Below are 24,528 nucleotides of genomic sequence, written 5' to 3'. Positions count from 1 at the left end.
AGACAATCTTTAAGTCAGGATAACGCAAGATTCTGACGAATGGGAGGGGACCGGGTGGAGACGTTGTCGGACGAACTAGAGCGATGGGTCGAAAAGAAGTCGGCTGAGTCGGGTATAGACCGGTCTGAACTGGTCAAGCGAGCGCTTACGGCGTACCGACTCGTTGACGAGGGCGATCTGTCTGCGGATGGAGAGTTGGGAGGTCGTGCAGACGACCTTGAGGAACGCGTCATCGACCTCGAAGCCGACCTCGACGAGAAGGTAACAGACCTTCGAGAACGGGTCATTCAGGTAAAGCGCGAATCGGACCGGAAAGCGCCGGAAGACCACGGTCATCCCGAGCTGGCGGCCGACACCGAGAGCGCACTCAACGCAGTCGCCGACGTTCGGGAGACGGTTTCGGAGCTCGAACGTCGGATGGACGCCGGGTTCGAGAACTACGAAGACGTACTGGAGTATCTTACTGACACGGCCGACGAGACGGAAGCAAAACTCGACACCGTAGCGAACGCCATCGTAGACCTCCGAAAACGGACGGCTGAGGCCGAACGCACCGCCGCAAAACGGGTGGCGGCGACCGAACTCAAGCGCGAAGCGAACCGCAAGGGAATCTCGACGGCGAACTGCCAGTCGTGCGAACACACGGTCGATATCTCTCTTTTGGACGTTCCGTACTGTCCGCACTGTCGGGAGACGTTCGACGGCGTCCGAGAGAAACAGGGGTTCTTCGGGTCGGCATCGCTCACGACCGGCCGCCGACCGGCGCTCGAACCGCCGGACGAGACGGACGCTGCGCCGGAACCGGTGTTCGATGACGGAGACACCGAATCCGAGCGAGACAACCGCGAACGCGAGGGAACCGACAGCGAAGAGGTGACTGAGGAGTGACCACGGACGACGGCGACGACGAACCGCTGTCGGACATCGCTCGGCGCGTCACCGATGACGATTCTGCCGAAACAACGAATCACGACGCCGAGACCGACGAGATGTCCGGAGCCGACAGTGATAGAGAAAGTGACGACCGCACCACCGCGGCGGACCGGTCGGATGCAACAAACGCAGTACATCGCTCGGAGGAGACGAACGCGGTTCCCGACTCTCCTGCACCCACCGACGACGACGTGCCGCTTTCGGACCTCGCACGGCGGGTTGCACGCCGACGGAAGGACGCCGACGATAGCGACCGCGCCGACAGCGACGATACGAAGTCGTTGTTCGAGTCGATGGACGTCGAAGAGATCGACTCCGACACACTGTGGGCTGGGTTGGTCGAAGACGAGAGCGCGACCATCAGCGTTGGCGCGCGTGGGGCGGCCGAGTCTATAGACGACGAGTTGCCGGGCTACGAGGACTATATCGTCCCGAAATCGGAGTTCTGTCACCACTGCCCGTACTTCGCCGACCCGCCCGAACTCGCCTGCACCCACGACGGGACGGAGATTGTCGAAGTCGTCGAGATGGACCGGTTCCGCGTTCGGGACTGTCCGATGGTCGAAGACGACGACTGACCCGCGCGAGGCGTGTAACACATTAGTGCTCGAACCCGTAGTTCCGGTATGCAGTTCTGCGACGAGTGCGGTTCGATGATGCACAATCAGGACGGCCAGATGGTCTGTTCGAGTTGCGGTGCCACACAAGAGCAGGACTCGGACCTCGCGTCGGAGTTCGTCTCCACTGAGGCACAGGACGACTCCGACGTGATCGAAACCGAGGAAGGCGCAAACTTCGAGGGCAAACCCACCGCGACGGACGTGACCTGTGAAGACTGCGGCCACGGCGAGGCGTGGTACACCATCAAACAGACCGGCTCGGCCGACGAACCGCCGACGCGATTCTTCAAGTGCAAAAACTGTGGGCGTCGGTGGCGCGGATACAACTGATTGCGTCACTCGCTGTCGCGAGTCTCCGATTCGTAGCTCCGGAAGATCGCTGAACCTGTTGTTCTATCACAGAGAACAGACCGAAAGCGACTCTGAAACGCTATCTTAGTGGTTTTCCCCGTCTCGACGCGTCGCAACACTCATGTCATCCAGTAATAAATAATCTCATATGGCCCTCCAAAATCGATTGCGAGACCGTCTCCGCCCGTGGCACGCCCTGATGCTCGCTGTGTTCCTCGCCGGGTTCGCGTTGTCCCTTCAGGACACCCCGCTCGGAAGGGACTCTGCCTTTGTCGCCGTGATAAGCGGGCTGGCAGCCGTTGTCGCTTTCCAGTTCACCGTCGGCAATATCTGGGGGTACGCCGTCGAATACTACAACGCGGGCGGCAGTTGGACCGACCTACCGTTCCTCACGCCCTTCGTCGCCGCCATCGCCGTCGGTGCGGTGACGTACTTCCGCATTGATCCGGTACTCGGAGCCGCCGCGTGGGCGGCGTTCTGGACGTTCATCGTCGTGGCGGGCATCGTCGCAGTCGTCACCCAGTTCTCCGCCGGATACCGGGAGTCTACCGCCTGAAAGTGGTGATCCCTACTAAGGGGGTTCTTCGAATACGTTAGATTGGCCTTCGGCAGTGGGCGACTCACAAGCCAACAATTCCAGAAGGTTCATGTCAATTGAATAGGGACACTTCCATATGTCCCTCCACAACCGCCTACGAAACGGTCTCCACTCGTGGAACACCGTCGTCTTCGCCGTCTTCCTCGCCGGAACGGCGATCTCGCTCCACGGACGACCGCTCGAACTGCTTCCCGTCCTCAAATCCATCGCAAGCGGCGTACTCGGTGCCATCCTCTTTCAGTTCACCGTCGGCAACGTCTGGGGATACGCCGTCGAATACCGTAATACGGGCGGGAGTGTGACCGACCGCCGATTCCTCGCTCCGTTTGTCGTCGCGATCGCTGCCGGTGCGGTAACGTACGCCTATAACGCAACTCTCGACGCGGCGGTGTGGACAGCGTTCTGGGCGTTCACAATCATGATGGTCCTCCTCGCACTCGGCATCCGATTCGCCGACGGATACCGCGAGGGCGCGGCCTAAAGCCACGACGTTAGAAAGTCCGACACCGTCTCCGCTACTTTGCCGTGCTGTCCGACGAAGAAGTGGTCCGCTTCGAGCGCGACGACCGACTGTTCGAACTCGCGGGCGCGCGCTGCGACGCGCTCGGCATCGGCCACATCATCTCGCGTCCCGTATACAACTTGAACCGGAACAGGTATCTCCGGAAACGCGGCGACCACGTCCAGATCATCCGCGAGTTTGTGCGCTGGCGCGAGTGCTGAGACAGCGGCCGCGTCCGCACCTTCAACGGCGGCGAGAAGCGCCATCGCGCCACCGAAACTGAATCCGAACAGAGCCACGCGGTCGTACTGTTCGCTCGCCCACTCGACGGCCCGGAGCGTGTCGGCGCGTTCACCGTAGCCCTCGTCCCACGCGCCGTAGTCGAACCGCAGGCAGTCGATCCCGCGTCGGTTGAGTTCCTCGCTGACCGCAACGAGTCGGTCGTCGCCGCGATGACCGCGGTGTTGTGGATGCGGCGGGCAAGCGATTACCACGGTATCTGTACTCGTTTTATCGCCCTCACTGCAATCGTTGATTCCGTCGTCAGCGGCGTCGAGCGTCCCGCGGACGTCACGTCCTCCCGGAATGAGTACCGTCTCGGTCACGGGACATCTTGACCGCGTGAGGTTTTAAGGCCAGCGTGAACAAGATAGGGCTATGGGAATCCTCTCACGCGCGTCTTACGTCGTCCGTTCGAAAATCAACTCCCTCCTCAATCGCGCGGAGGACCCGACGGAGACGCTCGATTACTCCTACGAGAAGATGCGTGACGAACTCCAGCAGGTCAAGCAGGGTATTGCCGACCTGACGACGCAGAAAAAGCGTCTGGAGATTCAGAAGCGTCGCCTCGAAGAGAACGTCGAAAAGCACAACGAGCAAGCCCGTCAGGCTGTCAGACAGGATCGGGACGACTTGGCCAAGCGCGCCTTGGAGAAAAAGCAGGCCAAGATGAATCAGATCGAGGACTTAGAGTCGCAGATTGCGAACCTGCAGGAAACGCAGGACAACCTCGTCGATAAGAAAAACGAACTCCAGAACCGCATCGAGGAGTTCCGCACCAAAAAGGAGACGATGAAGGCCCGTTACGAGGCCGCCGAAGCCTCCTCGCGTGTCTCCGAAGCGGTGTCCGGTGTGGGCGACGAGATGGGCGACGTTTCCCGCGCCCTCGAACGCGCCGAAGACCAGACCGACGAGATGGAAGCCCGTTCGGCCGCAATGGACGAACTCGTCGATACCGGTGCGTTCGACGAGATGATGTCCGACAAGGACGCCATCGACCGCGAACTGGAGACCGGCCGGGCGAACTCCGAAGTCGATACCGAACTGGAGACACTCAAAACCGAGATGGGCAAGTCCACGGCCGAAGCCGAATCCGAAGCCGAATCCGAGAACGGCAGCGAGACGGCCAGTGCTGACTTGGACGAGGAACTGGACGAGGTGGACGTTGCCGAAGAAGATGTCGAAGCCGAACTCGAAGAACTGAAAAACGAAGACGACTCCTAACGACAGCCAAGGCGTCTTTTCGTCCGTTCTGGTTCAATTTTACACGTGGCGAGTAGCCACGATACCTATCCGTTGCCCCTCGAAAGGAGAAGACGACCGATGGCGCCCGACGACGAGACGAACTCCGAAGCTGACGGACCCGACAGCAAGCGGACCCAACCGAACGATTCTAGCGACTCCGATACCGATAGAAACCGTCCGAACGGCTCCGGTGGCTCCAACGACGAACCGAGCGACACGATGCGGGAACGCGCCGGGGAGAGTCGCGTGAAACTGTGGTTGCTTCTCGACGCGAATCGGTGGGTTATCGCAACCGTCCCGTTAGTTTTCGTGTTCGTCGGTATCGTGCTGTTTGGTCACCTTGATCCCGAATCCTTGGTTGCTGCTGTGGCGTCCGGCGACCCCATCGAGACACTGTTTCAGGCGTTCGTGACCGCCACAATCACGAGCGTCACGCTGGTCGTCTCGATAAACTCGCTCGTCCTCTCGCAGGAACTCGGTTCGCTCGGTGATCAACGTGAACGTATGGAGGGTGCGATGTCGTTTCGCGCTGACGTGGAAGACGACCTGGGCGTGCCTGCGGCACCACCGGAACCGTCGGCGTTCTTGCGTGCACTCATTGACGCTGTTCAGAGCCGTGCGAACGATCTCCAAGCGGCTGCCGGAAGGGAACTGGCGGCTGCAGACCGTATCTCAGCGTACGTCGAGAGTCTCACTTCCCACGCCGACGAAGTGTCCGACAGACTCGAAGGCGAGCAGTTCGGGACGTTCAACGTGTTGTTCGCCGCACTCGATTTCAACTACTCGTGGAAGATTTACGAGGCGCGACGGCTCCGCAACGAGTTCCACGATGACCTTTCCGAGGAGGCACAGGATGCGCTCGACAGCGTGATAAATACGCTGACCTACTACGGTCCCGCAAGAGAACACTTCAAGACGCTCTACTTTCAGTGGGAACTCATCAATCTCTCGCGTGCAATGCTGTACGCGGCGATACCGACGCTCATCATCTCGTCGTCAGCGATCCTCTATCTCGACAACCTCGGGAGCGTCACAGGAACAACGGCGGGCGTTCACAACCTCGTTTTGGTCGTCGCCGCCGCTTCGGCGGTGTCGCTCCTGCCGTTTGCCATCCTGCTGTCGTTCATGCTCCGCATCGCCACCGTCGCCAAACGGACGCTCTCTATCGGCCCGTTCATCCTGCGGTCTGCAAACCGATCCAGAGAGATAGAGTGGGAGTAAGCCGCCGAGATTCGTAGCACCCGGCTCGCTGTACGCCTGCCCGTCTCACTCGGTCCGCCGTGCGCCTGTCCCACTCCGGTTCAGGTCGTGAAGGCGAATCTCGCCTTCTTTGATCGGAACGCCGTCGTAGTCGTCTTCGCCGAGGAGCAATGCGCCGTCCAAGTCGGCGTAGTCCAACAGGGGCGCGAGGTGGCACGCGGCCGCGATAGCGGCGTTCGATTCGATCATACAGCCGAGCATAACCTCCAATCCGTGCGCCCGAGCGGTGTGGATCATCCGTTTTGCCTCCGTGAGGCCGCCGCACTTCATCAGTTTCAGATTCACGATGTCGGTCCGGTCGGCAACGCGGGGCACGTCCGCAAGGGTGACACAGGACTCGTCGGCGGCGACGGGGAGTGCAGAGCGCTCGTAGACGAACTGTACCCCCTCTGGGTCGGATGCCGGGACCGGTTGCTCGATGAACTCTACACCGTAGTCAGCGAGCATCTCGGATTTTCGGACGGCCTCGCGCGGCGTCCACGCCTCGTTGGCGTCCACGCGAATCGTCGCGTCGGGTGCGGCGTCGCGCACTGTCTCGACGATCTCCTCGTCGCGGTCGGTTCCGAGTTTGATCTTCAGCACGGGATAGCCCGCCTCCACGGCGTCCTCGGTCTTTTCGCGCATCGTCTCGGTCTCGTCGAGACCGATGGTAAAGGAGGTCGGCGGCGTCTCGTCGGCGTCGAGTCCCCACTGTCGGTAGAGCGGCAGACCGAGTCGTTTCGAGGCGAGGTCGTGGAGAGCGATGCTGACCGCGGTTCGGGCGGCCGGGTTGCGGCCGACGCGTTCGCGCATTTTCCGCTCGATTTCGGTGAGAGCGTGCGGGTCACCCACAGATTCGACCACAGTCAACAACTCGGGGAGGACGGCTTCGACGGTATCCGCCGTCTCGCCGTAGTGTGCGGAGGGGGCCGCAGCGCCGACACCGGTCATGCCCCCGTCGTCGGTGACGCGGACGATTACGTTCTCGGCCGCCGTCTGTGTTCCCCGAGAGATTGTGAAGGCGTCCGCCAGCGGATACGATACCCGCTCGAACTCCGTTGTCAGAAGCACCGTCAGTCCTCCACCACCGCGTCGAGAATCTCGTCGGCGTCGAAGCGAACGATGTCCGTGGCAGGCGCACCAAGTTCATCGGCGTACGACTCGACGGCCGCGCGAGCCTCCGAGTCGTCGTCGATGTGGGATGTGTTCAGCGCACCGGCAACCACCGAGGACTCGTGGACGGGTTCGGAAAGTGATTCGTAGAGATCAACGTATTTCGAGATGGGCGAGATGTCGAATGAGTCGTAGCCGTGAATGTGTTCGCGCCCGGCGACGTGACACAGGACCAGTGCATCGGGCATCGCGCCGTGAAGGATGCCGCAGGTGACAGCCGAGTAGGCGGGATGCGTGATGCTCCCTTGCCCCTCCACGAACAACACATCGTAGTCGTCGCCGACCTCCAGAATCATCTCCTCGACGGCCCCGGCGGTGAAATCCGAGATAACGCGGTCGATGGGGTTGCCCCACCCGGAGATCATGATCCCGGTCTGCCCCGTCGGGATGAATCCGGCGTCGATACCGCGTTCACGGGCCGCCTCCACCAGTTCCAAGGAGACAGTCATCTTTCCGACCGAACAGTCGGTCCCGACAGTGAGGACGATATCGGCGTCCACCTCCGCCGCTTTCCCCTGCGCAACCGAGAGGTCCTCGTGCGGTTTTCGCACATCGTTCAGTTCGACACCCTGTTCGGAAGCGAGTGCGGCGAACTCCTCGTCGTCGTTCAGGAAGTAATGGAGACCCGAGATAACGTCACATTCTCGTTCGATAGCGGTTCGAACGTCGTCGCGCCACGTCTCATCGAACCCGCCGCCGATAGGGGCGATACCGATGAGGAGTGCGTCCGCTTCGGGGGCGTCGTCCATGGAGGCGACGATGGGTACGTCTGGCAGATCGTCGCGGTGGTCCGCGGCCGAGGTTCCGGGGTTGTCCCGGTCAAGTACGGCGACGATATCATAATCGGCGTACTTCAGAACTCCCGTCGCCGTCTTCGCTCGGTCGGGGAACTTCTCGTGTGCCAGAACGACCACCCGTTCGGGGCCTCCGTCGGTCCGTGCGGTAGTCATCGTCTCTGAAACGATGACCACAGGTGGCTTAATTTCAAGTGTTTCGGCACCTCCTGCCTATCAGTTCAAAGACAGTACAGCCGAGTTGTCCAAAACTCCCGAACGGCCGCTCGAAGGGCGTCTTCGGGGTCGCCCGAGGCGTCCACTGTCGCCACGTGGTCTGCCATCGCTCGGAAGTCTCCGAGAACGGTTCGTTCCCCGAGGACGACGAGGCCGTCGGCGGCGTTCTCGTTCGCGGCCAGCGCATCTTTCGCCCTGTCGAGGTGATTCTCCACCTGTTCGTCACGTCGCCGTTCGAAGCGGGCCTGCGAGAATCCGCCTTTCGAGTGGGCGTTCATCACGTCGGACTCAACTTCGTCCACGAGAGTCACCGACTCACCGTCGTAGACACCAACTGCGAACAGATCCGACCGGACGAGAGCAACACGAACCGGTTCTTCGGGCGTGAACCACGACCGCTCCAGTCGAAACTCGTCGTTCCACGTAGCGAACTCCTCGGGAAGTGTGGGGGCATCGAGTGCGACAGAGACGAGTCCGGCGTCGTCGGTGAGACAGAGACATGGGGCGGCCCGACGGACGAGTGCGCTCCGGTCGCCGAACGCGTCAGCCACTTCGTCTGGAATATCGTCTCCGACGACGGCCGAGAACGCGCCTTCAGGACCGGTCGAGAACGATTCGAGACGCGAGAGAATCTCGTCGCGGCGCTCACCGAACAGGTCCTCGGTACCGCGGTAGTCGAGTTCCGCTTCGTCGTCACCGCCGAGTCTGCTGACTCGGTCCTCTAACTCCGTAATGCGGTCTTCGAGTCGATTGACCTCGGCTTCGGCTTCCTGCCGATCCTTGACGGCCGCTGCGCGCCGCTCTTCCTCGGCTTCGGCGCGACGTTCGAGGTGGTGTTTCTCCTCCTCTAACTCCTCGATGCGCGCTTTGAGCTTCGCCCGTCCCAGCAACTCGTCCAGCATCTTGGTACGACGGGCGGACTCGGCGTACTTGAACGTGCGCCTTTATCGAGACGACACTCGCCGTGAGTGGTTTACGAAAACAGTACCGCGGTGGCCGTCGCGTTAGGCGAGTGCGGCCCCGTTGTCGAGGTCGTACCCCGCGTATCGCAGGAGTTCGGTTGCCCGGTCAGGTTTAGCGAGGAGGACACTTTTGTCGTCCGGGAGGTCGGACCCGGCGAAGTCCTCCGGGAGAGCGAGTGTCCCTGACGGGATGTTCTCGTTGCCGACGACCGGGAAATGCTCCTGGTCGAGTTTCATTACGAGTGGAATGTCGAGTCGAACGAGTTCCTCCTCGGCGTAGAGTCGTTCGTTGACATGCGTGTGGTCTTCTCGCTGTATCGCGGGCACGTCGCCATCGTACGGCTCGACGTACAGGCGACCCAGATAGTATCCGCTTGAGAACTGTTCGAACATCTGTGCATGTGACTGTCACCCATTGAGTAACATAAGGCTTGTCGGTAACATACTTATGGACGTACAATCAGAGCGGTCGAGATCAGTCTTCGTCGGGAGTACCGTTCGTCGCACCCGTCATCGACCAGACGGCGGTGAGACCGAGTACACCTGCCGGGAGAAGCGGCAGGACGAGGAGTGCGATGTTGTACGGGATGCCGACAGATGCGAACACCGACGGGTCGAGGTAGATGACACCCGGAATGACGAGCGTACACAGCACTAACACGGCAACAAGACCCCAGCCTTTCGTGCCGAATCCCGCCGGTTCGGGTTCGTCGCGGGTGGACTTGTGTCCGGCTCCCGACCCAGGTCGATGGACGTATCCGCTCGTCTCGTCGTCCTCAGAGTTCACTATCGGGAATTAACACTACCTTGCCAAAGCCCTCACGGTTTTCTAACATCTCGTGAGCGCGGGCCGCCTCGCTCATCGGGAGGACGTCACGGATCCTGGGTTCGAAGGTGCCGTCCCAGACCAGCTTTAACGCCTCGTCGGCCTGTCCGGGCGTCGCCATCGTCGAACCGATAACTGACAGTTGCTTCCAGAAGATCCGGTTTAATCCGGCGTCCGGATTCGGTCCTGTCGTCGCCCCGCAGGTGACGATGCGACCACCCTTTCGAAGACTCTTCAGTGAGTCTTGGTACGTCTCCTCGCCGATGTGGTCTACGACCATGTCCACGCCGCGTTTGTCGGTCATCTCTCGGATCTCCGCGGCGAAGTCGTTCTCGGCGTAGTTGATAGTGTGGTCTGCGCCGCACTCCTCGGCGTACGCCAGTTTCTCGTCTGTCGATGCCGTCGCGTACACTTCCGCGCCCGCGTGGTCGGCAATCTGCACTGCTGCGTGACCGACACCGCCCGACGCGCCGAGGACGAGAACGGATTCGCCCGGTCGGAGTTCGCCTCTGTCTACGAGCATTCGCCACGCCGTCTGGAAGACGAGTGATGCCGACCCTGCGACTTCCCACTCGACGCCGTCCGGAACCGGGACGAGATTGGATGCCGGGACGCACGCGTACTCGGCGTGGACGCCGCGGACGTGTTCACCGATGAGGTGGTAATCGTGCGATAGCGTCGGATCACCTTTCCGCGAGAACTCGGTATCGTCGCCGGCGACACCTGCGATGAGTGCGACTCGGTCGCCGGGTTCGAAGCGAGTGACACCCTCACCGACTTCGTGGACGACGCCTGCCATGTCGCTGCCGGGGATGTGCGGCATCTCTAAGTCGAGAATCGGCATCCCGCGTCGCGTCCAGATGTCGAGATGATTCAATGCGGCCGCCTTTACATCCACCACGACTTCACCGCGTTCGGCCTCCGGGTCTGGGTAGTCGCCGTACTCGATGACGTCGCGCCCGCCGTGTTCGGTAAATTGCACAGCCTTCATAGTCACCCACTCGCACGGAGATGTCAAAAGCCCGTGTCTCCGATACACAGTTTTCCGTTAGTTCGACACGCGACGACTCTTCCGAACGGCGTGCCGTCTGTGATGGCTGGGCGGGATACTCGAACGACAGAATTGCGTTCTCACGTCAGTGAGTCATAATATTCATACCTGTCGTGTGTGATGGGGAGGCAATGGCGGATGACGGGCGACGAATCGAAGATATCGCTCTCTCCCGCGAGCAGGTCCTTCGTGCAGTCGTTCTCGAAGCACACTCCAAGCGCGAGTTGACAGAGGTTGTCGAGAGTTCGCGTTCGACGGTTGATCGAGCGATCCGGGAACTCCTTGATGTCGGGTTGGTGACACAGCGAGACGGCCGGTACGAAGCGACGCTCGCCGGAGAGTGCGCTCTCGAAGCCGTCGAAGCGTTCCACGAACGGATGCAACAAGTGAGCAGTGCAAGGGGTGTTCTCGGCTGTCTCCCACCGGATACGCCGCTCGATTCGGCGTTTCTCGACGGTGCAGACGTGTACACGACGATGCCGGAGATGCCCGATGGCGTCATCCAACGACTCTTCGAGAGTATCGAAGGAGCATGTCACCTCCGCGGCGTCGCACCTGCGGTCCTCTCCGGCCATCTCAAGCCGTTCTACGATGCTGCGAAAGCGAGCGATGCCGACGTTGAGATGGTGCTCGACAGTGATGTTCTCGACCAACTCATTGCCGCACCCAGTACGCGAGATATCTTTCTCTCCCAACTCACAGACGACCGGATAACGATTTCACGGGGTAATGTTCCGTTCTCGTTCGGACTGTGGATAACCGAGACGGAAGTCGGCGTCGTCGTATACACCGACACCGGCATCCGCGGCGTTATCGTTAACGACACAGACACTGCGTACTCGTGGGCCGAACGGCGGTTTGAAGAACTTTCTGCGGACGCAAGTGAGATCACGATGGACGGGATCGAACTAGACGAGTGACCAAGGGCGCGAGAACTTTGTCCCGTGAGTCCGAACCGTGCGGCCGTGAACGAACACGGACACGGCGAGTCGGACGACACGGACGGACACGGCGACTCAGACGAGACAGGCGGACACGGCGAGTCGGACGACACGGACGGACACGACAACCACGATAGTCACGATAATCACGGTGACCACGACCATGGTCACGGACACGACGGAAACGATAGCCACGACCACCATCACGCTCACGACGTAGAAACGCTAGGTGTCGCCGTCGTCACCGTCTCTTCTTCGCGGTCAATCGACGAGGACACCGCGGGCGACGCTCTTGTCGATGCGTTCGAGGGCGACGGTCACGAGGTGACTGTCCGCGAACTCGTCGCAGATGATTTCGATGGCGTCCAGTCTACGGTAAACCGTCTCGTAGACCGTGACGACGTGGACGCCATCGTCACGTCCGGCGGGACTGGTGTCACTCCGGACGATGTAACCGTCGAAGCCGTCACGGACATCGCCACGAAGACGCTCCCCGGATTCGGCGAACTGTTCCGACGGCTCTCCTACGAGGAGATCGGAGCGCGCGTCATCGCCACCCGTTCGATGGCCGGTATCGTCGATTCGACGCCCGTCTTCTGTCTTCCCGGCAGTGAAAACGCGGCGCGACTCGGTGCCGAGGAGATACTCGTCCCCGAACTGCCACATATCGCCGGATTAGCCGGGCGAGAGTGAGGCGGCCGGAGCGTCCGTCTTCTGACGGCTGTAGCACTCACTTCCGACGGCCGAACCACGAACCCGCAACTTCTGTTCGGTCGCGGCACTTTAAGGGCACAGACGGATAGAGTCCGGTATGAGTAGTCAGAAACGCCGCGAGACGGAGGGAGACGAGGACCCCTTCTCCAGCGGGAAAGACGCGAACCTCCGTAGTTCGGAGGTGACGGAAGGCGCAGACCGCGCCCCACACCGCGCGATGTTCCGAGCGATGGGATTCGACGACGAAGATCTCGGGTCACCGATGGTCGGTGTCGCCAACCCTGCCGCGGACATCACGCCCTGTAACGTCCACCTCGACGACGTTGCCGACGCCGCTATCGAAGGAATTGACCAATCGGGCGGGATGCCTATCGAGTTCGGCACGATCACTATCTCGGACGCCATCTCCATGGGGACAGAGGGGATGAAGGCATCGCTCATCTCCCGTGAGGTCATCGCTGACTCCGTAGAATTGGTCGCGTTCGGCGAACGACTGGATGCGCTCGTCACCGTTGCCGGGTGCGACAAGAACCTCCCCGGGATGATGATGGCCTCGATCCGCACCGACCTCCCCTCCGTCTTCCTCTACGGCGGGTCTATCATGCCCGGCGAACACGAGGGCCGTGACATCACTGTCCAGAACGTCTTCGAGGGTGTCGGCACCTACGCCGAGGGTGAGATGAGCGCCGACGAACTCGACGAAATGGAACGGAACGCCTGCCCCGGTGCCGGGTCCTGCGGCGGGATGTTCACCGCCAATACGATGGCCTCTATCTCGGAAGCGCTCGGCATGGCCCCTCTCGGATCCGCGTCGGCTCCCGCCGAATCCAAAGAGCGGTACGACGTTGCCCGACGCGCCGGCGAAGCGGTCCTCCAAGCCGTCGAGAACGATCTGCGTCCATCGGACATCCTGACGAAGAAGTCGTTCGAGAACGCGATTGCTATCCAAGTCGCCGTCGGCGGTTCGACGAACGCCGTCCTCCATCTGCTCGCACTTGCGGCTGAAGCGGATGTCGATCTCTCTATCGAGGAGTTCGACGAAATTTCGCGTCGGACGCCGAAGATTGCGAATCTCCAACCCGGCGGGACGAAGGTCATGAACGACCTGCACGAGGAGGGCGGCCTCCCGGTCGTCATTCGCCGTCTCCTCGATGCCGGACTGTTCCACGGTGACGCGATGACCGTCACCGGTCGCACGATTGCGGAGGAACTCGAACACCTCGAATTACCCGACGACAGCGAGGTGTCTGACGAGTTTATCTACCCTGTAGACGACCCCTACCAAGAGGAAGGAGCCATCAAGATTCTTACCGGCAACCTCGCACCCGACGGTGCCGTCCTCAAGGTCACCGGCGACGACAAATTCCACCACACCGGTCCCGCACGCGTCTTCGAGGGCGAAGAGGAGGCGATGCGCTACGTCCAAGAGGGCCACATCGAGTCGGGCGATGTCATCTGTATCCGCAACGAGGGACCGAAAGGCGGTCCCGGAATGCGCGAGATGCTCGGCGTCACCGCCGCCGTCGTCGGGCAGGGTCACGAAGACGACGTGGCACTCCTGACGGACGGTCGGTTCTCCGGCGCGACGCGCGGGCCGATGGTCGGTCACGTCGCCCCCGAAGCGGCAGTCGGCGGCCCTATCGCTCTCCTCGAAGACGGCGACGAGGTCACGGTAGACATCCCGAACCGCGAACTGTCGGTTGACCTCCCGGACGACGAACTCGACGCGCGGCGGGACGACTGGGAACCGCGTGACCCACCGTACTCCTCAGGTGTGCTGGCGAAGTACGCCAACGACTTTGGTTCCGCCGCGAACGGTGCGGTGACGAATCCGGGCGCAAAGCGGTAACTGCGCGAGTTTCTCCCGCCTTTTGCGCTCGCTTTCGGGACCGGCGGTATGAACAACTAACGTCATCGAGAGTAGGCCGAGCGGCGTGGTGACGTCCTTTCGTGATTGACCCTCAACGACCGCGGACAGTTACTCAGTTCCAGTCGTCTCTGTTGTCATCCGACCCGTCGAACGGCGGCGGGAGGTCTGAGTGCGACTTCGCCCCCATGAGACTGCCCAGGTTAGCTCCGACGTGCCAGCCTACCCGGTCGTGATAGATATCCGTAATGTAAATCGTTCCCGTCGTGTAGAACTCCAGTGCTCCGTCACCGTCCGTGTCCTCTCCCGACGCCGAAAGGCGAGACTCTCCGGTCCCCGACGCGAACGTATTGTAGAATCGAATCGTGATGTCGGCCTCTGCGGGGTCAGAGACGTACTCGAACGTTAGATTCCCCGGCACGTAGCCCTCCGCGCCTGCTTCATAGTAGTCGGTCGCGTCACGGATTTCTCGTTCGACTTGTTCGCTGTCGGAGTCGGTGATGTTCGAGTAATCCACGTACACTGAGAGAGTGTTCGACCGCCATGGCAGGGGGCGTTCGGTGGCGTTCGGCCGCGGGAGCGTTTCACTGCGATACGTTTCGTCCATGAGTGGCATTGGTCCTTCCCCGTGTTCGAGGCCGTAGAGGTGGCCGAACTCGTGTTTCATCGTCTGGACGATGCTTTCATCGGACTGGTCGTACATGATTCTGACAACTTCGGTATCGCTCGCGTGGGCACCGTCGTCCAGTACCGAGGCACAACCGAGCGCGTCGGAGGTCGAATTGTCGTTCTTTCCGCAGTTCGGAATCGATTCGACGATACGCACCTCGACGTCGGGGGAGGGCTCGTTCGGACGAAGTTCGAAATCAGTTGTGTACTCGCCGTACTCGTCCTGATTCTTCTCCCAGTAGGCGATAGTCTCTGCGACGAACGGTTTGTAGTCTCGGTTACCGCCGGCGCTGGCGTTGATTCCGACTGTCACGGTTGACTGCCACGGCCACGGCGTCCCGTTCGGGTCTGGTTCGACGGACGCTTCGGCGTCTTTCGTGCCGGACAGACCGGCAAACATCCGCTTTGCGACCTGTCTCGTTTCGTTCTCGTCGTACCGACCGGTCATCGAGACATCGATTTGTGAGTCGATGCTGTCCTCCGCCGAGAGAACATCCGAGCAGTAATCGAACGAATACGCGGCTCTTCGTCCGTTGCAGGTGTTCACTCGCGGTTCAACGTTGACGACGATGTCGGCGTCGTACGTCGTGTTCGTCAGTTCGTACTGAACGGGATATGACGTGTTTTCTCGGGTATTCCAGTATTCGAGTGCTGTCCTGATCTCTTCGTGAAACGTGCCGTAGCCGTATGTTCCGAGGTCAGCGCTGACGGCGACGCTCACATTCTCGTGACCCCACGGATTGACGCGGTCGGTCGCTGGTTCGCTGGTCGGGGTCGCGGCGTCCGTCGGTGATGGTGCTCTCGTTTTTTCGGTGGATGGGACCGTCGTTTTCGCGATCTCACTTGATGGCTCGCCCGCGAACGGGTCAGTTCCTGAACACCCCGCGAGCAAGAGTAGGAAAGCGACAAGAGCGATGCGAATACGCATTACTCTCCTCAAATTATCGTTGTAGATAACTGTTCTGATTCCGTGAATTATCTACTTAGTTTTATATTCGGGTTCGTATCCCGGAACAGTACAGCATCAAGAAGGGAGAGTATCTGCTCAGTCCGCTGATTCTCTGTCACTCGTCGGCCCCGCTGAATATTCGTCGGTCGGTCCGACTGATGAACGGATTGTCTCCTGCTCCAGCGATATCTCCCTGCATACATCTCCGAGCGTCAACTCACTTGCTGGTCGCCGCGGTCTCGCTGAGCGTGCCTGCCATCTGTCACGCGTGATCGTTATGTCGTATTCCGGACGCTGGCGTAGAGCGCAGTAATCCCGTACTGGACACCAACGGTTCCGATGAACGCGGCTACCTCCACGAACTCCGGTGAGACGAATTGCTCGAAGAGTACGTGGAAACCGATGTAGAGTCCCGCGGTGATGAGTGCAGCAGAGACGGTCCACACGGCCGCGGGGAGTGAGTCGTATTCAACCGGCCAATAGGCTTCGTAGGCATACGGGATGAAGACGGCAATGTTCACGGCGAGAAAGAGCGCGCCACCGACTGGGTCAGTTGCTGTGAGCGCAGCGAGTGCGAGAACCGCGAGAACGGCGGCGGTGATACTGACCGAGAGATTATTCAGTAGATCCTGTTTGAGTTGGCTTCCGAGCGATGAGCGTTCGAACATATTCCAGAGTAAGCAATCAACGCCTAAGAGCGGTCCCCCGATTTGCTGAGCCAGCAAATCGGCTCACACAGCCAATGAATTCCCGTGTCGCGTCCAGTGTACTATAATCCGCACTGCAACGACTGCACCTGCGATTCACGCGGCGCAGACGCCCGAGAAGGTTTTGCCGACGACGGTTGAGATATCAAGCAAAAGATGCCGTTCAGGCCATCCATACAGCGCGCCCGAACGCTTCTCTACCGCGCCCGGACGCTCCTCAGAGAGGGTGGACTCCGCGGACTCCTCGCCGGATCGGAACGGTATATGAAGTATAATTTACTAGATAAGTTGCGGAGTCACCCTGTCACTCGCCGCTTTTACTACGACTACTTCGATGCACACGATTACTGGGAGCGTCGGTACGCGAGGGGCCGGACGTCAGGTCCGGGGTCGCGGGGCGACCACGCTCGATTCAAAGCCGCGGTCATCAACGACTTTCTGGACGAACACGACGTCGAATCGGTGGTCGAATTCGGGTGCGGCGACGGCCGACAGGTCAAACTCGGCGCGTACGAGTCCTACGTCGGCTACGACGTGTCCGAAAGTGCCGTCAAGCGTTGTCGAGAACGATTCGCGGACGACCCGACGAAGCGGTTCGAGACGTACGACCCCCTCTCCGACACTCCCGACGTGAACGCCGATGTCGCCCTCTCGTTGGAGGTACTGTTCCACCTCGTCGACGACGACGTGTACGAGGCGTCGATGCGTCACCTGTTCGACTCGGCGGACCGGTTCGTCCTCATCCTCTCCAGTAACCGCGACGACCCGACATCGGGCGCACTCCACGTCCGCCACCGCAAGTTCACTGACGACGTCGAACGTTGGTTCGACGCGTTCGAGTTAGTCGAAACGATCCCCAATGAGTTCGAAGAACGCGTCTCGGATTTCTACATCTACGAACGGACGATGACGGAGACCGAGGCGAAGACGACGACAGACCAGCAGACAGATGAGCGTGAGTTGGTGACCGACAGTGAAGCGTAGGCGAGCGCTGACAGTACCGCAAAAAGGAGGACTGTGAGCGCCGAGAGACGACCGACTCTCACCGGTGACATCTAACAGACGGCGCAGGCGACTCGCTCCGCTCGTCGCGTAACGCCTCGAAAAGTATGGGACCGCTGAGAGTCGAACTCAGGTCCTACCGACCCCATCGGCAGAGGATACCACTACCCCACGGTCCCAGGGTGTATTCGAGAGAAGGGGTGTCCACCCGTTAAGTGCTTCGTTTCGGGGCGGCGCAGTCACGGGGTGGCATCAGTCACTCGTCGGTGTCGGCGTCGCGCGGAACCACGAGATCACCCTCATCACGAGCGGCCATACTCAACACGGGATCACCCTCGTAAGCGGCTACTCCCTCGCGCCGGGCGATGACGTACCCGTCGTACTCGGATTCAATCGTCGCTCGTTGCTCACCGTGCGGCGACACCACGTCTGCGACGACATTCCCCGACGCCACCACGTCGCCAGGTTCGACACGATGGCGGACGAGTCCGGGTGTCTCCGCACGTGGATGGACCGCGCGACGAACCGGGTAGTCCACCGGCGCGTCGGGGACACCGGCTCCCGGTTCGTCCACGTCGTCTGGAACATCGCCGGGGTCGAGCATGCCGAGTTCGACCATGACGCCGTAGACGCCCGCGACGCCCGCCGCGCGGGTATCCTCCTCGATAACGCTGTGGCCGCCGAGTTCGACCGTAAAGGCGGGGATACCGGCGGCGTTCAGCGCCGCGCCCGCCGTGGAGCGTTGGAGGCCTTGTTCGACGTACTCCTCGGCCGGATACTCCGTGAGAACCGGGAAGCCGTAGGCCGACACGAGACGGTCAAGTCTCTCAGCGAGCGCCTGCGCCTCGGACTCTTCACGTCGCTCGCCGTACAGCACCCGGTCGCGGATGACGAACGGCATCGAGCCGATTTGGGCGGTGTGGAGGTCAACCAACGCGTCCGCCGACTCCGAGAACGCCTCGTACAGACGTTCGTCGATCCGTTCCTGCACGCTCGGTGGGCGCGACGAGGACGATTCGGGGTCGGGGAAATAGCGATTCGGATCGTCGTCGTTATAGTACGACTGCCGGCTGTTACGGCGGAGACCGGCGGGGTTGACGACCGGCACACAGACGACAGTTCCCGAGATGCGTTCGGCGAGGTCCGCGCGCATCGCGTCCTGCGCGACGGCGACGCCGGTCGCCTCATCGCCGTGGACGCCACCCGTGAGCCACAGCGTCGGGCCATCAGATTCGCCCTCGGCGACCACGACGGGGAGCCGCTCCGTTCCACCAGTCGGCAGGTCCGTCACCTCGAACCACCCGCTTTCGACCGCGCCGGGTTCGGATTCGACGCTTCCGATGTTCATGTGTCGGCGTCTCGTCGGGCGGAGAAAAACAGTCGGGTCGCGGAGATTTCACACCGTTTCAGCGGGGCGGCTCAGACCAACACGCGTTCTAGTGAGACGACCTCGCCCGACTCGGCGTCGGGGTCGCCCACGAGTCGGCCGAGACAGACCGCCGCACCGTCGGGTGTGACGCAAGCGACGAGCGAACCGCGTTCGGCGTCGTCGGCCTCGGACACGCCGGGAGCGTACACCGGTGCGCCCTCTGCAACCTGCTCGGCCGCAGAGTAGGCGATGGTGACGTGCGGGAGGTGTGAGAGGGCGCGTTCGGCGGGGGCGACGACATCGCGGAGGACGCTCTCGTCGCCCTGTTCTGCGAACGCCAGCGCGTCCGAGAGGTCGTACAGCGTCACGAGGTCAGTATCGTCGAACGGGTCCGTCGCCGTCCGTCGAAGATGGCCCATGTGCGCGCCGGTTCCTGCCGCGAGGCCGATGTCGTGACAGAGCTTTCGGATGTACGTCCCGCTCTCACACCGAATTCTGAGCAGGGCTTGCCGGTCTTCAACTTCGAGGAGGTCGAGGTCGTACACTTCGCGCGACCGGAGTCGGCGCGAGACGGCGCTCTTTCGGGGCGGCTTCTGGTACACATCACCCTCGAACTCGGCGACGACGCTTTCAAGGTCCGACGGTGCGGGTTTGTGCAGTTCCAGCACGGAAACGTACTCTTTCGACCCCTCTAAGAACACCTGCGCCATCCGGGTGGCATCGCCGAGAAGCATCGGCAGGCAGCCGGTGACCTTCGGGTCGAGCGTGCCGGCGTGGGCCGCGCGTTCGACGCCGGCCATGTCTCGGACCCATGCAGCCACTTGGTGCGCCGAGGGGCCGGGCGGCTTATCGAGGTTGACGACACCGAACGAGAGCAGGTCGTCGAGCGAGCGGTCGTCGGGTGGGCCGCGGAGGTCAGTCACGGTTCAGAAGTCGTAGTTGACGCCCTCGACGGGGAATTTGCCTTCGTCATCCTCGGGGTCGTACGCCTCGACAGCGGCTTTCAGCACTGACGGAACGTCCTCCTCGCTCCACCGTGCCGTGTTAAGCGTGATGTCGTAGATTCCGAGGTCGGTGATGTCGATGTTATAGTACTCCTCGTAGCGCAGCGCCTCGCTCTCCTCACGGGCGCGCGTTTCCTCGCGGGCGACATCGAGCGATTTGTCCTCTCGCTCTGCGATGCGTTCCGCGCGCACGTCCAGCGGTGCGTCCAACCACAGGCGAATGTCGGCTGCGTCGCCAGCCAGCCATCCGGCGAGTCGGGACTCCAAGAGAACGTCATCGCGCTCTAAGGCGATGGTCCGGAGACGACGGTCGAGGTCGCGGTCGATCTGATCGTCTTTCTCGGCGAGTTTGTTGAACTCCACTGCCGTCATGTCGCGCTCGGCGGCGAGTTGGCGGAAAATGTCGCCGCCGGAGATGTGTTCGAGGCCGAACGCCTCGGCGAGTGTGGCGACGGTCGTACTCTTTCCGGCACCCGGCGGGCCGGAGACAGTCAGCAACATATAGACTCTCGGGCGGTATGGCTAAAAGAGGTTGTCTTTACCGCATGCGTGTGCGGACTCGTACCGAAGAGTGAGAGGAGTAACGGAAATCGAAACGTGGAGAGAGAACCGGTCGGGTGTCCGCCGCCTACGACGTCGAGGGCGAGATGTCGATGTCGAGGCTCTTGCGGATGATCTGGGTGAAGCCCATCGAGCAGAGGAAGTACCAGACAATCCACGCCTGCATCGGTCCGAGAACGCCCTCCGTCCAACTGACCTTGCCGACGAGTGGGAGGACGATGTTCTGCAACACGATGTGCCCTCCGCTACCGCGGACGCCGATGGCCCAGTACATCCAGATGAACGCCGGAATAGTGAGGAACATAATCCACACCATCGGGCGGAACTGCTCTTTGAACATACCCATCTGGTCACCCATGGCTTCCATCTGCTCCTGTTGAATCCGGTCGAGCGCCTCGTCGTCACCGGCCTTTTGGGCTTCCTTCCGGCGTTTCTGGATGTCTTTCATCCGCTCTTGGTACGCGGACATCTTCTCCATATTCATGAGGTTCGCCTGCAAGAGCGTCGAGTACAGACCCGTCGCCAGCGCGATGATCATCACGACAGCGTAGAACGGCAGGATCTCCACGAGCGGCCCGAGGATGACGTTCATCGTGCTTCCGATGAGCCTCTGGAGCGGTTGCCACCAGTACGCAAAGAACAGACCGACGGTGACGACGCCGGCCATCTTGTCGTACTTCGACCACGAGGACTCGCCGAGATCATCGGTATCGACCGACGAGGATGTCGAGACGGACGAACCAGACGACCCGTTCTCTAACCCGGCGCGCGCCGCCTCGGGATCAGCGAGTTCGAACCCCTCGTCACCATCGACGAGGACGCCTTTCTCGATGAGGCGACCCCAGTGCCCGCTGGTGATGTCTCCTTTCACATCGACCCATTTGACTTCGCCGTCGTTGGCCCGCTCAAGGACCGTTTCGACGGCGTTCCGCATCTCCGGGTCGGAGGAGACGAGGTCACGCACCTTCTGTTCGATTCGTACCATTGCCGAGAAAGTAGCACTCACCGGTTATCAAGCTTTTACTCTCGGTTCGTCCTCGCCCGAGAGCATATCGGCGCCTGCATTTGTCAGTGGCCCTCTAGATGTGCAGACATCTTGTACACCCCAGTACGGGGCACTGAAACCGCACTGACCCTATCTCATTCGAGCGGTGTCCCGCGGTTCCTCAGTTCACCGCCGCAGTCGGGACACGTCGCCAGACTGGAATCGTTGCCGAGTACGGTACCGCACTCGAAACATTCGTAGGTAGACTGTTCGGCCGCTTCAGCGGGGCTATCTTTCCAGAACAACATTCTTTCTCGGGGCGCTCTGCCCTACCCGGTGTAACAGGAATACGAGATTGAACGTGTTCGTTGAACTATGACCCTCCGAGCACTCGTGGGGTTCACTATTCAATAGTCTCGTGCAATACTTGCCGAGTACTCCGTTTCCTCGAAGAGGACGGCGAACAGTTTTCGCTGGACGGTGCGAATGTGGCGGTAGAATGCCGCCGGCGAGACGCCGAGAACGTCTGCGACTTCGTCGCCCGAATGTGCCCGCGGATTCTCGAAGTAGCCAGCGTAGTACGCGGTCTGGACAACCTCCAGTTGGCGCTCTGTCAGTCGGTCCAAGACGGCCGCAGTGAACTCGCCGCCGGACGGTTGCTCACGGTGTCGCTTCGAACGCAGTTCGACGGCGTCGAACGTCCCCGAGAGCAGTTGCGTGATGCTGTGGAGTTCGACGCCGTCGGGAATGTCGATTTCGAGGAGTGTCTCCGTGGGGGTCGCCTCCGCTCGCCGGAGGACGACGCCGTGGTTGGCGAGGCGCGAGGCGATTACCGGCCGGACGAATCGGAACCAGACCGTCCCAGCGGCGTCGTCGCCGGCGACGACGCGATACTCAGCGATCCCTGCGGTGTCCGCCGCGGCCGCCCTGACAGCATCCATCGACGCTCCTTCGACGGTGGCGAACAGCGCATCGTCCTCGACAGTCTGCTGGATACCGGTGACGACGGACAGCGTACAGTCGGCACGTTCGGCCACGCGAGCGAGCGGGAACGAACCCCCGGCAACCGCGTACTCGACGCGAGTGACGGCCGTCGTCAGGAGCGCCGCCTTGCGTTCGACGGCGCTGATAGCCGATGCAACTGTCTCACCCAGTTCGGCCATCACTGTTCGAACCATCCCGTCGAAGGCGGCGGGTCGATCAGCGTAGACCGTCAGCACCCCGTACGCGACGCCGTCGTACGAGAGCGGGACCGCGACGACTGACTGGAAGTCGCGTTCCAGTGCCGCTCGTCGCCACGGCTGTTGCTGTAGGTCGGTCGCAACGTTCGAGACCAGCGTCTCCTCGTCCGTCGCGGCGGTCGAACACGCCGGCTCTCCCTCGGGGTCGAGAGCGAGAGACCGGTCGTCGAGGTATCCTCGTCCAGTTCCGCTTGCGGCCCGTGGAACGAGCGTCTGCGAAGTCGGATCGATAGACCCGACCCACGCGAACTCGTAGCGGTCTTCGGCGGTCAGGCGTTCACAGACGGCGCGTTCGACCGCCTCACGCGTCTCCGCTCGGATAAGTGACTGGTCCACCTCGCGGATAATCTCGTTGACGCGGTTGAGCGAGACGAGTCGCTCGTTGCGCCGCTGGAGTTCGCGGTCCTGTTCGCGGAGTTGCGATTGCCGTTTCACTCGGTCGAGTGCCGCCTCCGCCGTCGTCGCCAACAGATCCGCGATTTCGCTGTGAACCTCATCGAACGCGCCAACGGTATCGACACCGGCGACGAGGACACCGTGGTCTCCGAGCGAAAGGACAACGACGCTCCGGAGGTCTGTCGCCGGGTTCGAGAGCGCGGGCGACTCGTGAACGTCGTCGAAGAACAGCGGTTCACCGGTCACGAACGCCCGCCCGATAAGGTTCCCTTCCGAGGGCCTGAACGACGGAAGCGGGCCGTATAGCCGGTCCATCGCTGGCGTGTGTGCGACCGGTTCGAGACGATTCGTCTCGGCGTCGAATCGGAAAACTGCACTCGCCGCGCACCCGAGAATCTCGTCTGCGTCGTCAACGACGCGGTGGGCGATTTCCTGTACCGTCTCGGCGTACTGGAGTTCGCTCGTCGTCCGATGCAGCCCCGTCAGTGACTCCTCGCGCTGTTTTCGCTTTGTTACGTCTCGGCAACTGTAGAGCGTCGTCCCGCCCTGAATCGACACCTCGCGGACGTTGACCAAGAGCGTGTGTTCCTCGCCCGCTTTGTCGGTCGCCGTACACTCGACGTTCGTCAGAACCCCCGATTTTTCGAGTTCAGACTCCTCGAACAAGTCGTCGCCGAGAAGCGCGTCGATACTCCCGAGGTCGCGTATCTCCGCTTCGGTGTAACCGAAGATGAAGTGAACGTTCGGACAGACGTAGGTGAACTTCCCTTCATCGTCGGTGATGAGGACCGTGTCGGTCATGTTGTTGAGCGTGACACGGTGGAGTTCCTCGGACGCTCGGAGTTCACGCTCCAGTTCGACGCGTTCTGCGGCCTCAGCGGCGGCTTCGACCGTGCGCTCGCGGACGTACGACCCGAAATCGGGCGTGTCAAACGGAACGTAGTCCGTCGCTCCGGCGGCGAGAACGTCGCGGGCGACGGACTCGCTTCCGATATCGGTACAGAAGACAATCGGAAGATCCGCAGCGTCGGCACGGAGCGTCGAAACAGCCGTCACACCATCCTCCGACCGCGCCACCACGACAGCGTCCGGATGACCCGACGACAGTCGTTCGCACCCGTCCGCGACACTCTCAACTCGCTGGACGGACGCGACCGACCGTAGTTCTTCAACCGCCGAATCAGCCCACTCGGGACCGCCGACGAACAGAACCTGCGGGGGAGTCGCGGCTTCCGGTGTCGCATCCATGTCCACCGGGTTCTCCGCCGCGACTGAAAACTCCGCCGTCACCGACTACGTCGCGTACCCGTCACTGTCGAACCGACCGCGTCAAC

General features: G+C 61.5%; 26 protein-coding genes and 1 tRNA gene. 11 read left to right on the top strand and 16 right to left on the bottom strand.

Going from position 1 to position 24,528, the window contains the following annotated elements; all coding sequences use genetic code 11:
• The first annotated feature begins 39 nt into the window (after positions 1–39).
• The 5 genes from HBOR_RS04555 to HBOR_RS04535 all read left to right on the top strand — a co-directional run bounded on the left by HBOR_RS04555 (position 40) and on the right by HBOR_RS04535 (position 2,983).
• A complete protein-coding gene (locus HBOR_RS04555) occupies positions 40–888 on the top strand; it encodes a hypothetical protein (RefSeq protein WP_006053764.1) in 849 nt (282 codons plus the stop codon).
• The gene (locus HBOR_RS04550) at positions 885–1,511 is read left to right on the top strand and encodes a hypothetical protein (RefSeq protein ID WP_006053763.1); all 627 of its coding nucleotides are present in this window, start codon (positions 885–887) and stop codon (positions 1,509–1,511) included. The genes HBOR_RS04555 and HBOR_RS04550 overlap by 4 nt, the downstream gene beginning before the upstream one ends.
• 48 nt (positions 1,512–1,559) lie before the next feature.
• The gene (locus tag HBOR_RS04545; RefSeq protein ID WP_006053762.1) at positions 1,560–1,883 is read left to right on the top strand and encodes a transcription factor S; all 324 of its coding nucleotides are present in this window, start codon (positions 1,560–1,562) and stop codon (positions 1,881–1,883) included.
• A 169-nt stretch (positions 1,884–2,052) separates the two neighbouring features.
• A complete protein-coding gene (locus HBOR_RS04540; RefSeq protein ID WP_049890439.1) occupies positions 2,053–2,460 on the top strand; it encodes a hypothetical protein in 408 nt (135 codons plus the stop codon).
• A gap of 118 nt (positions 2,461–2,578) precedes the next feature.
• Positions 2,579–2,983, top strand: coding sequence for a hypothetical protein (locus tag HBOR_RS04535; RefSeq protein ID WP_006053760.1), 405 nt, complete (start codon positions 2,579–2,581; stop codon positions 2,981–2,983).
• Here the strand turns inward: HBOR_RS04535 and HBOR_RS04530 are convergent.
• Positions 2,980–3,609 carry an alpha/beta family hydrolase gene (locus HBOR_RS04530; RefSeq protein WP_006053759.1) on the bottom strand — a complete coding sequence of 210 codons (630 nt, stop codon included), beginning with the start codon at positions 3,607–3,609 and terminating at the stop codon, positions 2,980–2,982. The genes HBOR_RS04535 and HBOR_RS04530 overlap by 4 nt on opposite strands.
• A gap of 52 nt (positions 3,610–3,661) precedes the next feature.
• Between HBOR_RS04530 and HBOR_RS04525 the strand changes: the two genes are divergently transcribed.
• Both HBOR_RS04525 and HBOR_RS04520 read left to right on the top strand, forming a co-directional pair.
• Positions 3,662–4,507: a PspA/IM30 family protein gene (locus HBOR_RS04525; RefSeq protein ID WP_006053758.1), complete on the top strand. Its 846-nt coding sequence runs from the start codon at positions 3,662–3,664 to the stop codon at positions 4,505–4,507.
• 99 nt (positions 4,508–4,606) lie between these two features.
• Positions 4,607–5,749, top strand: a complete 1,143-nt coding sequence (locus tag HBOR_RS04520; RefSeq protein WP_006053757.1) for a hypothetical protein — start codon at positions 4,607–4,609, stop codon at positions 5,747–5,749.
• Between the two features lie 45 nt (positions 5,750–5,794).
• On the opposite strand, the gene HBOR_RS04515 is transcribed toward HBOR_RS04520, so the two are convergent.
• The 6 genes from HBOR_RS04515 to HBOR_RS04490 all read right to left on the bottom strand — a co-directional run bounded on the left by HBOR_RS04515 (position 5,795) and on the right by HBOR_RS04490 (position 10,729).
• A complete protein-coding gene (locus HBOR_RS04515) occupies positions 5,795–6,838 on the bottom strand; it encodes a dipeptide epimerase (protein ID WP_006053756.1) in 1,044 nt (347 codons plus the stop codon).
• 2 nt (positions 6,839–6,840) lie between these two features.
• Positions 6,841–7,890, bottom strand: coding sequence for a DUF1611 domain-containing protein (locus HBOR_RS04510; RefSeq protein WP_049890561.1), 1,050 nt, complete (start codon positions 7,888–7,890; stop codon positions 6,841–6,843).
• Between the two features lie 65 nt (positions 7,891–7,955).
• Positions 7,956–8,852 (bottom strand): Vms1/Ankzf1 family peptidyl-tRNA hydrolase, encoded by an 897-nt coding sequence (locus HBOR_RS04505; RefSeq protein ID WP_006053754.1) that lies wholly within the window; start codon positions 8,850–8,852, stop codon positions 7,956–7,958.
• Positions 8,853–8,954: 102 nt separating this feature from the next.
• Entirely contained in the window at positions 8,955–9,305 is a 351-nt protein-coding gene (locus tag HBOR_RS04500) for a DUF5802 family protein (RefSeq protein ID WP_006053753.1), read from the bottom strand.
• A gap of 82 nt (positions 9,306–9,387) precedes the next feature.
• Positions 9,388–9,699 (bottom strand): hypothetical protein, encoded by a 312-nt coding sequence (locus HBOR_RS04495; protein ID WP_006053752.1) that lies wholly within the window; start codon positions 9,697–9,699, stop codon positions 9,388–9,390.
• Entirely contained in the window at positions 9,689–10,729 is a 1,041-nt protein-coding gene (locus tag HBOR_RS04490; RefSeq protein WP_006053751.1) for a zinc-binding dehydrogenase, read from the bottom strand. The genes HBOR_RS04495 and HBOR_RS04490 overlap by 11 nt, the downstream gene beginning before the upstream one ends.
• A gap of 191 nt (positions 10,730–10,920) precedes the next feature.
• Here HBOR_RS04490 and HBOR_RS04485 point away from each other — a divergent pair, with 191 nt between their 5' ends.
• From HBOR_RS04485 to ilvD, 3 genes are all read left to right on the top strand, one after another.
• Positions 10,921–11,709 (top strand): helix-turn-helix transcriptional regulator, encoded by a 789-nt coding sequence (locus HBOR_RS04485; RefSeq protein WP_006053750.1) that lies wholly within the window; start codon positions 10,921–10,923, stop codon positions 11,707–11,709.
• A gap of 24 nt (positions 11,710–11,733) precedes the next feature.
• A complete protein-coding gene (locus HBOR_RS04480) occupies positions 11,734–12,423 on the top strand; it encodes a MogA/MoaB family molybdenum cofactor biosynthesis protein (RefSeq protein WP_006053749.1) in 690 nt (229 codons plus the stop codon).
• A gap of 118 nt (positions 12,424–12,541) precedes the next feature.
• Positions 12,542–14,293: a dihydroxy-acid dehydratase gene (gene ilvD / locus HBOR_RS04475; protein ID WP_006053748.1), complete on the top strand. Its 1,752-nt coding sequence runs from the start codon at positions 12,542–12,544 to the stop codon at positions 14,291–14,293.
• A gap of 133 nt (positions 14,294–14,426) precedes the next feature.
• Here ilvD and HBOR_RS04470 read toward each other — a convergent pair whose 3' ends face one another.
• Positions 14,427–15,908, bottom strand: a complete 1,482-nt coding sequence (locus HBOR_RS04470; RefSeq protein WP_006053747.1) for a matrixin family metalloprotease — start codon at positions 15,906–15,908, stop codon at positions 14,427–14,429.
• Between the two features lie 296 nt (positions 15,909–16,204).
• Positions 16,205–16,597: a hypothetical protein gene (locus HBOR_RS04465; protein ID WP_006053746.1), complete on the bottom strand. Its 393-nt coding sequence runs from the start codon at positions 16,595–16,597 to the stop codon at positions 16,205–16,207.
• A 195-nt stretch (positions 16,598–16,792) separates the two neighbouring features.
• On the opposite strand from HBOR_RS04465, the gene HBOR_RS04460 reads away from it, so the two are divergent.
• Complete coding sequence (locus tag HBOR_RS04460) at positions 16,793–17,620, top strand: class I SAM-dependent methyltransferase (RefSeq protein WP_006053745.1); 828 nt, start codon at positions 16,793–16,795, stop codon at positions 17,618–17,620.
• A gap of 126 nt (positions 17,621–17,746) precedes the next feature.
• Here the strand turns inward: HBOR_RS04460 and HBOR_RS04455 are convergent.
• The 7 genes from HBOR_RS04455 to HBOR_RS04430 all read right to left on the bottom strand — a co-directional run bounded on the left by HBOR_RS04455 (position 17,747) and on the right by HBOR_RS04430 (position 24,484).
• A tRNA-Pro gene (locus tag HBOR_RS04455) sits at positions 17,747–17,817 on the bottom strand.
• A gap of 77 nt (positions 17,818–17,894) precedes the next feature.
• Positions 17,895–18,986: a succinylglutamate desuccinylase/aspartoacylase family protein gene (locus tag HBOR_RS04450; protein WP_006053744.1), complete on the bottom strand. Its 1,092-nt coding sequence runs from the start codon at positions 18,984–18,986 to the stop codon at positions 17,895–17,897.
• 71 nt (positions 18,987–19,057) lie between these two features.
• Positions 19,058–19,930: an RNA-guided pseudouridylation complex pseudouridine synthase subunit Cbf5 gene (locus tag HBOR_RS04445; RefSeq protein ID WP_006053743.1), complete on the bottom strand. Its 873-nt coding sequence runs from the start codon at positions 19,928–19,930 to the stop codon at positions 19,058–19,060.
• Positions 19,931–19,933: 3 nt separating this feature from the next.
• Positions 19,934–20,512, bottom strand: coding sequence for a (d)CMP kinase (cmk, locus tag HBOR_RS04440; RefSeq protein ID WP_006053742.1), 579 nt, complete (start codon positions 20,510–20,512; stop codon positions 19,934–19,936).
• 127 nt (positions 20,513–20,639) lie between these two features.
• Positions 20,640–21,557 (bottom strand): DUF106 domain-containing protein, encoded by a 918-nt coding sequence (locus HBOR_RS04435; protein ID WP_006053741.1) that lies wholly within the window; start codon positions 21,555–21,557, stop codon positions 20,640–20,642.
• Positions 21,558–21,712: 155 nt separating this feature from the next.
• A complete protein-coding gene (locus HBOR_RS19660) occupies positions 21,713–21,865 on the bottom strand; it encodes a rubrerythrin-like domain-containing protein (protein WP_006053740.1) in 153 nt (50 codons plus the stop codon).
• A gap of 99 nt (positions 21,866–21,964) precedes the next feature.
• Positions 21,965–24,484, bottom strand: coding sequence for a GAF domain-containing protein (locus tag HBOR_RS04430; RefSeq protein ID WP_006053739.1), 2,520 nt, complete (start codon positions 24,482–24,484; stop codon positions 21,965–21,967).
• Between the last annotated feature and the right edge of the window lie 44 nt (positions 24,485–24,528).

This window comes from Halogeometricum borinquense DSM 11551, assembly GCF_000172995.2.
Classification (GTDB): Archaea; Halobacteriota; Halobacteria; order Halobacteriales; family Haloferacaceae; genus Halogeometricum; species Halogeometricum borinquense.
This window is presented reverse-complemented; position numbering and strand designations above follow the sequence as displayed.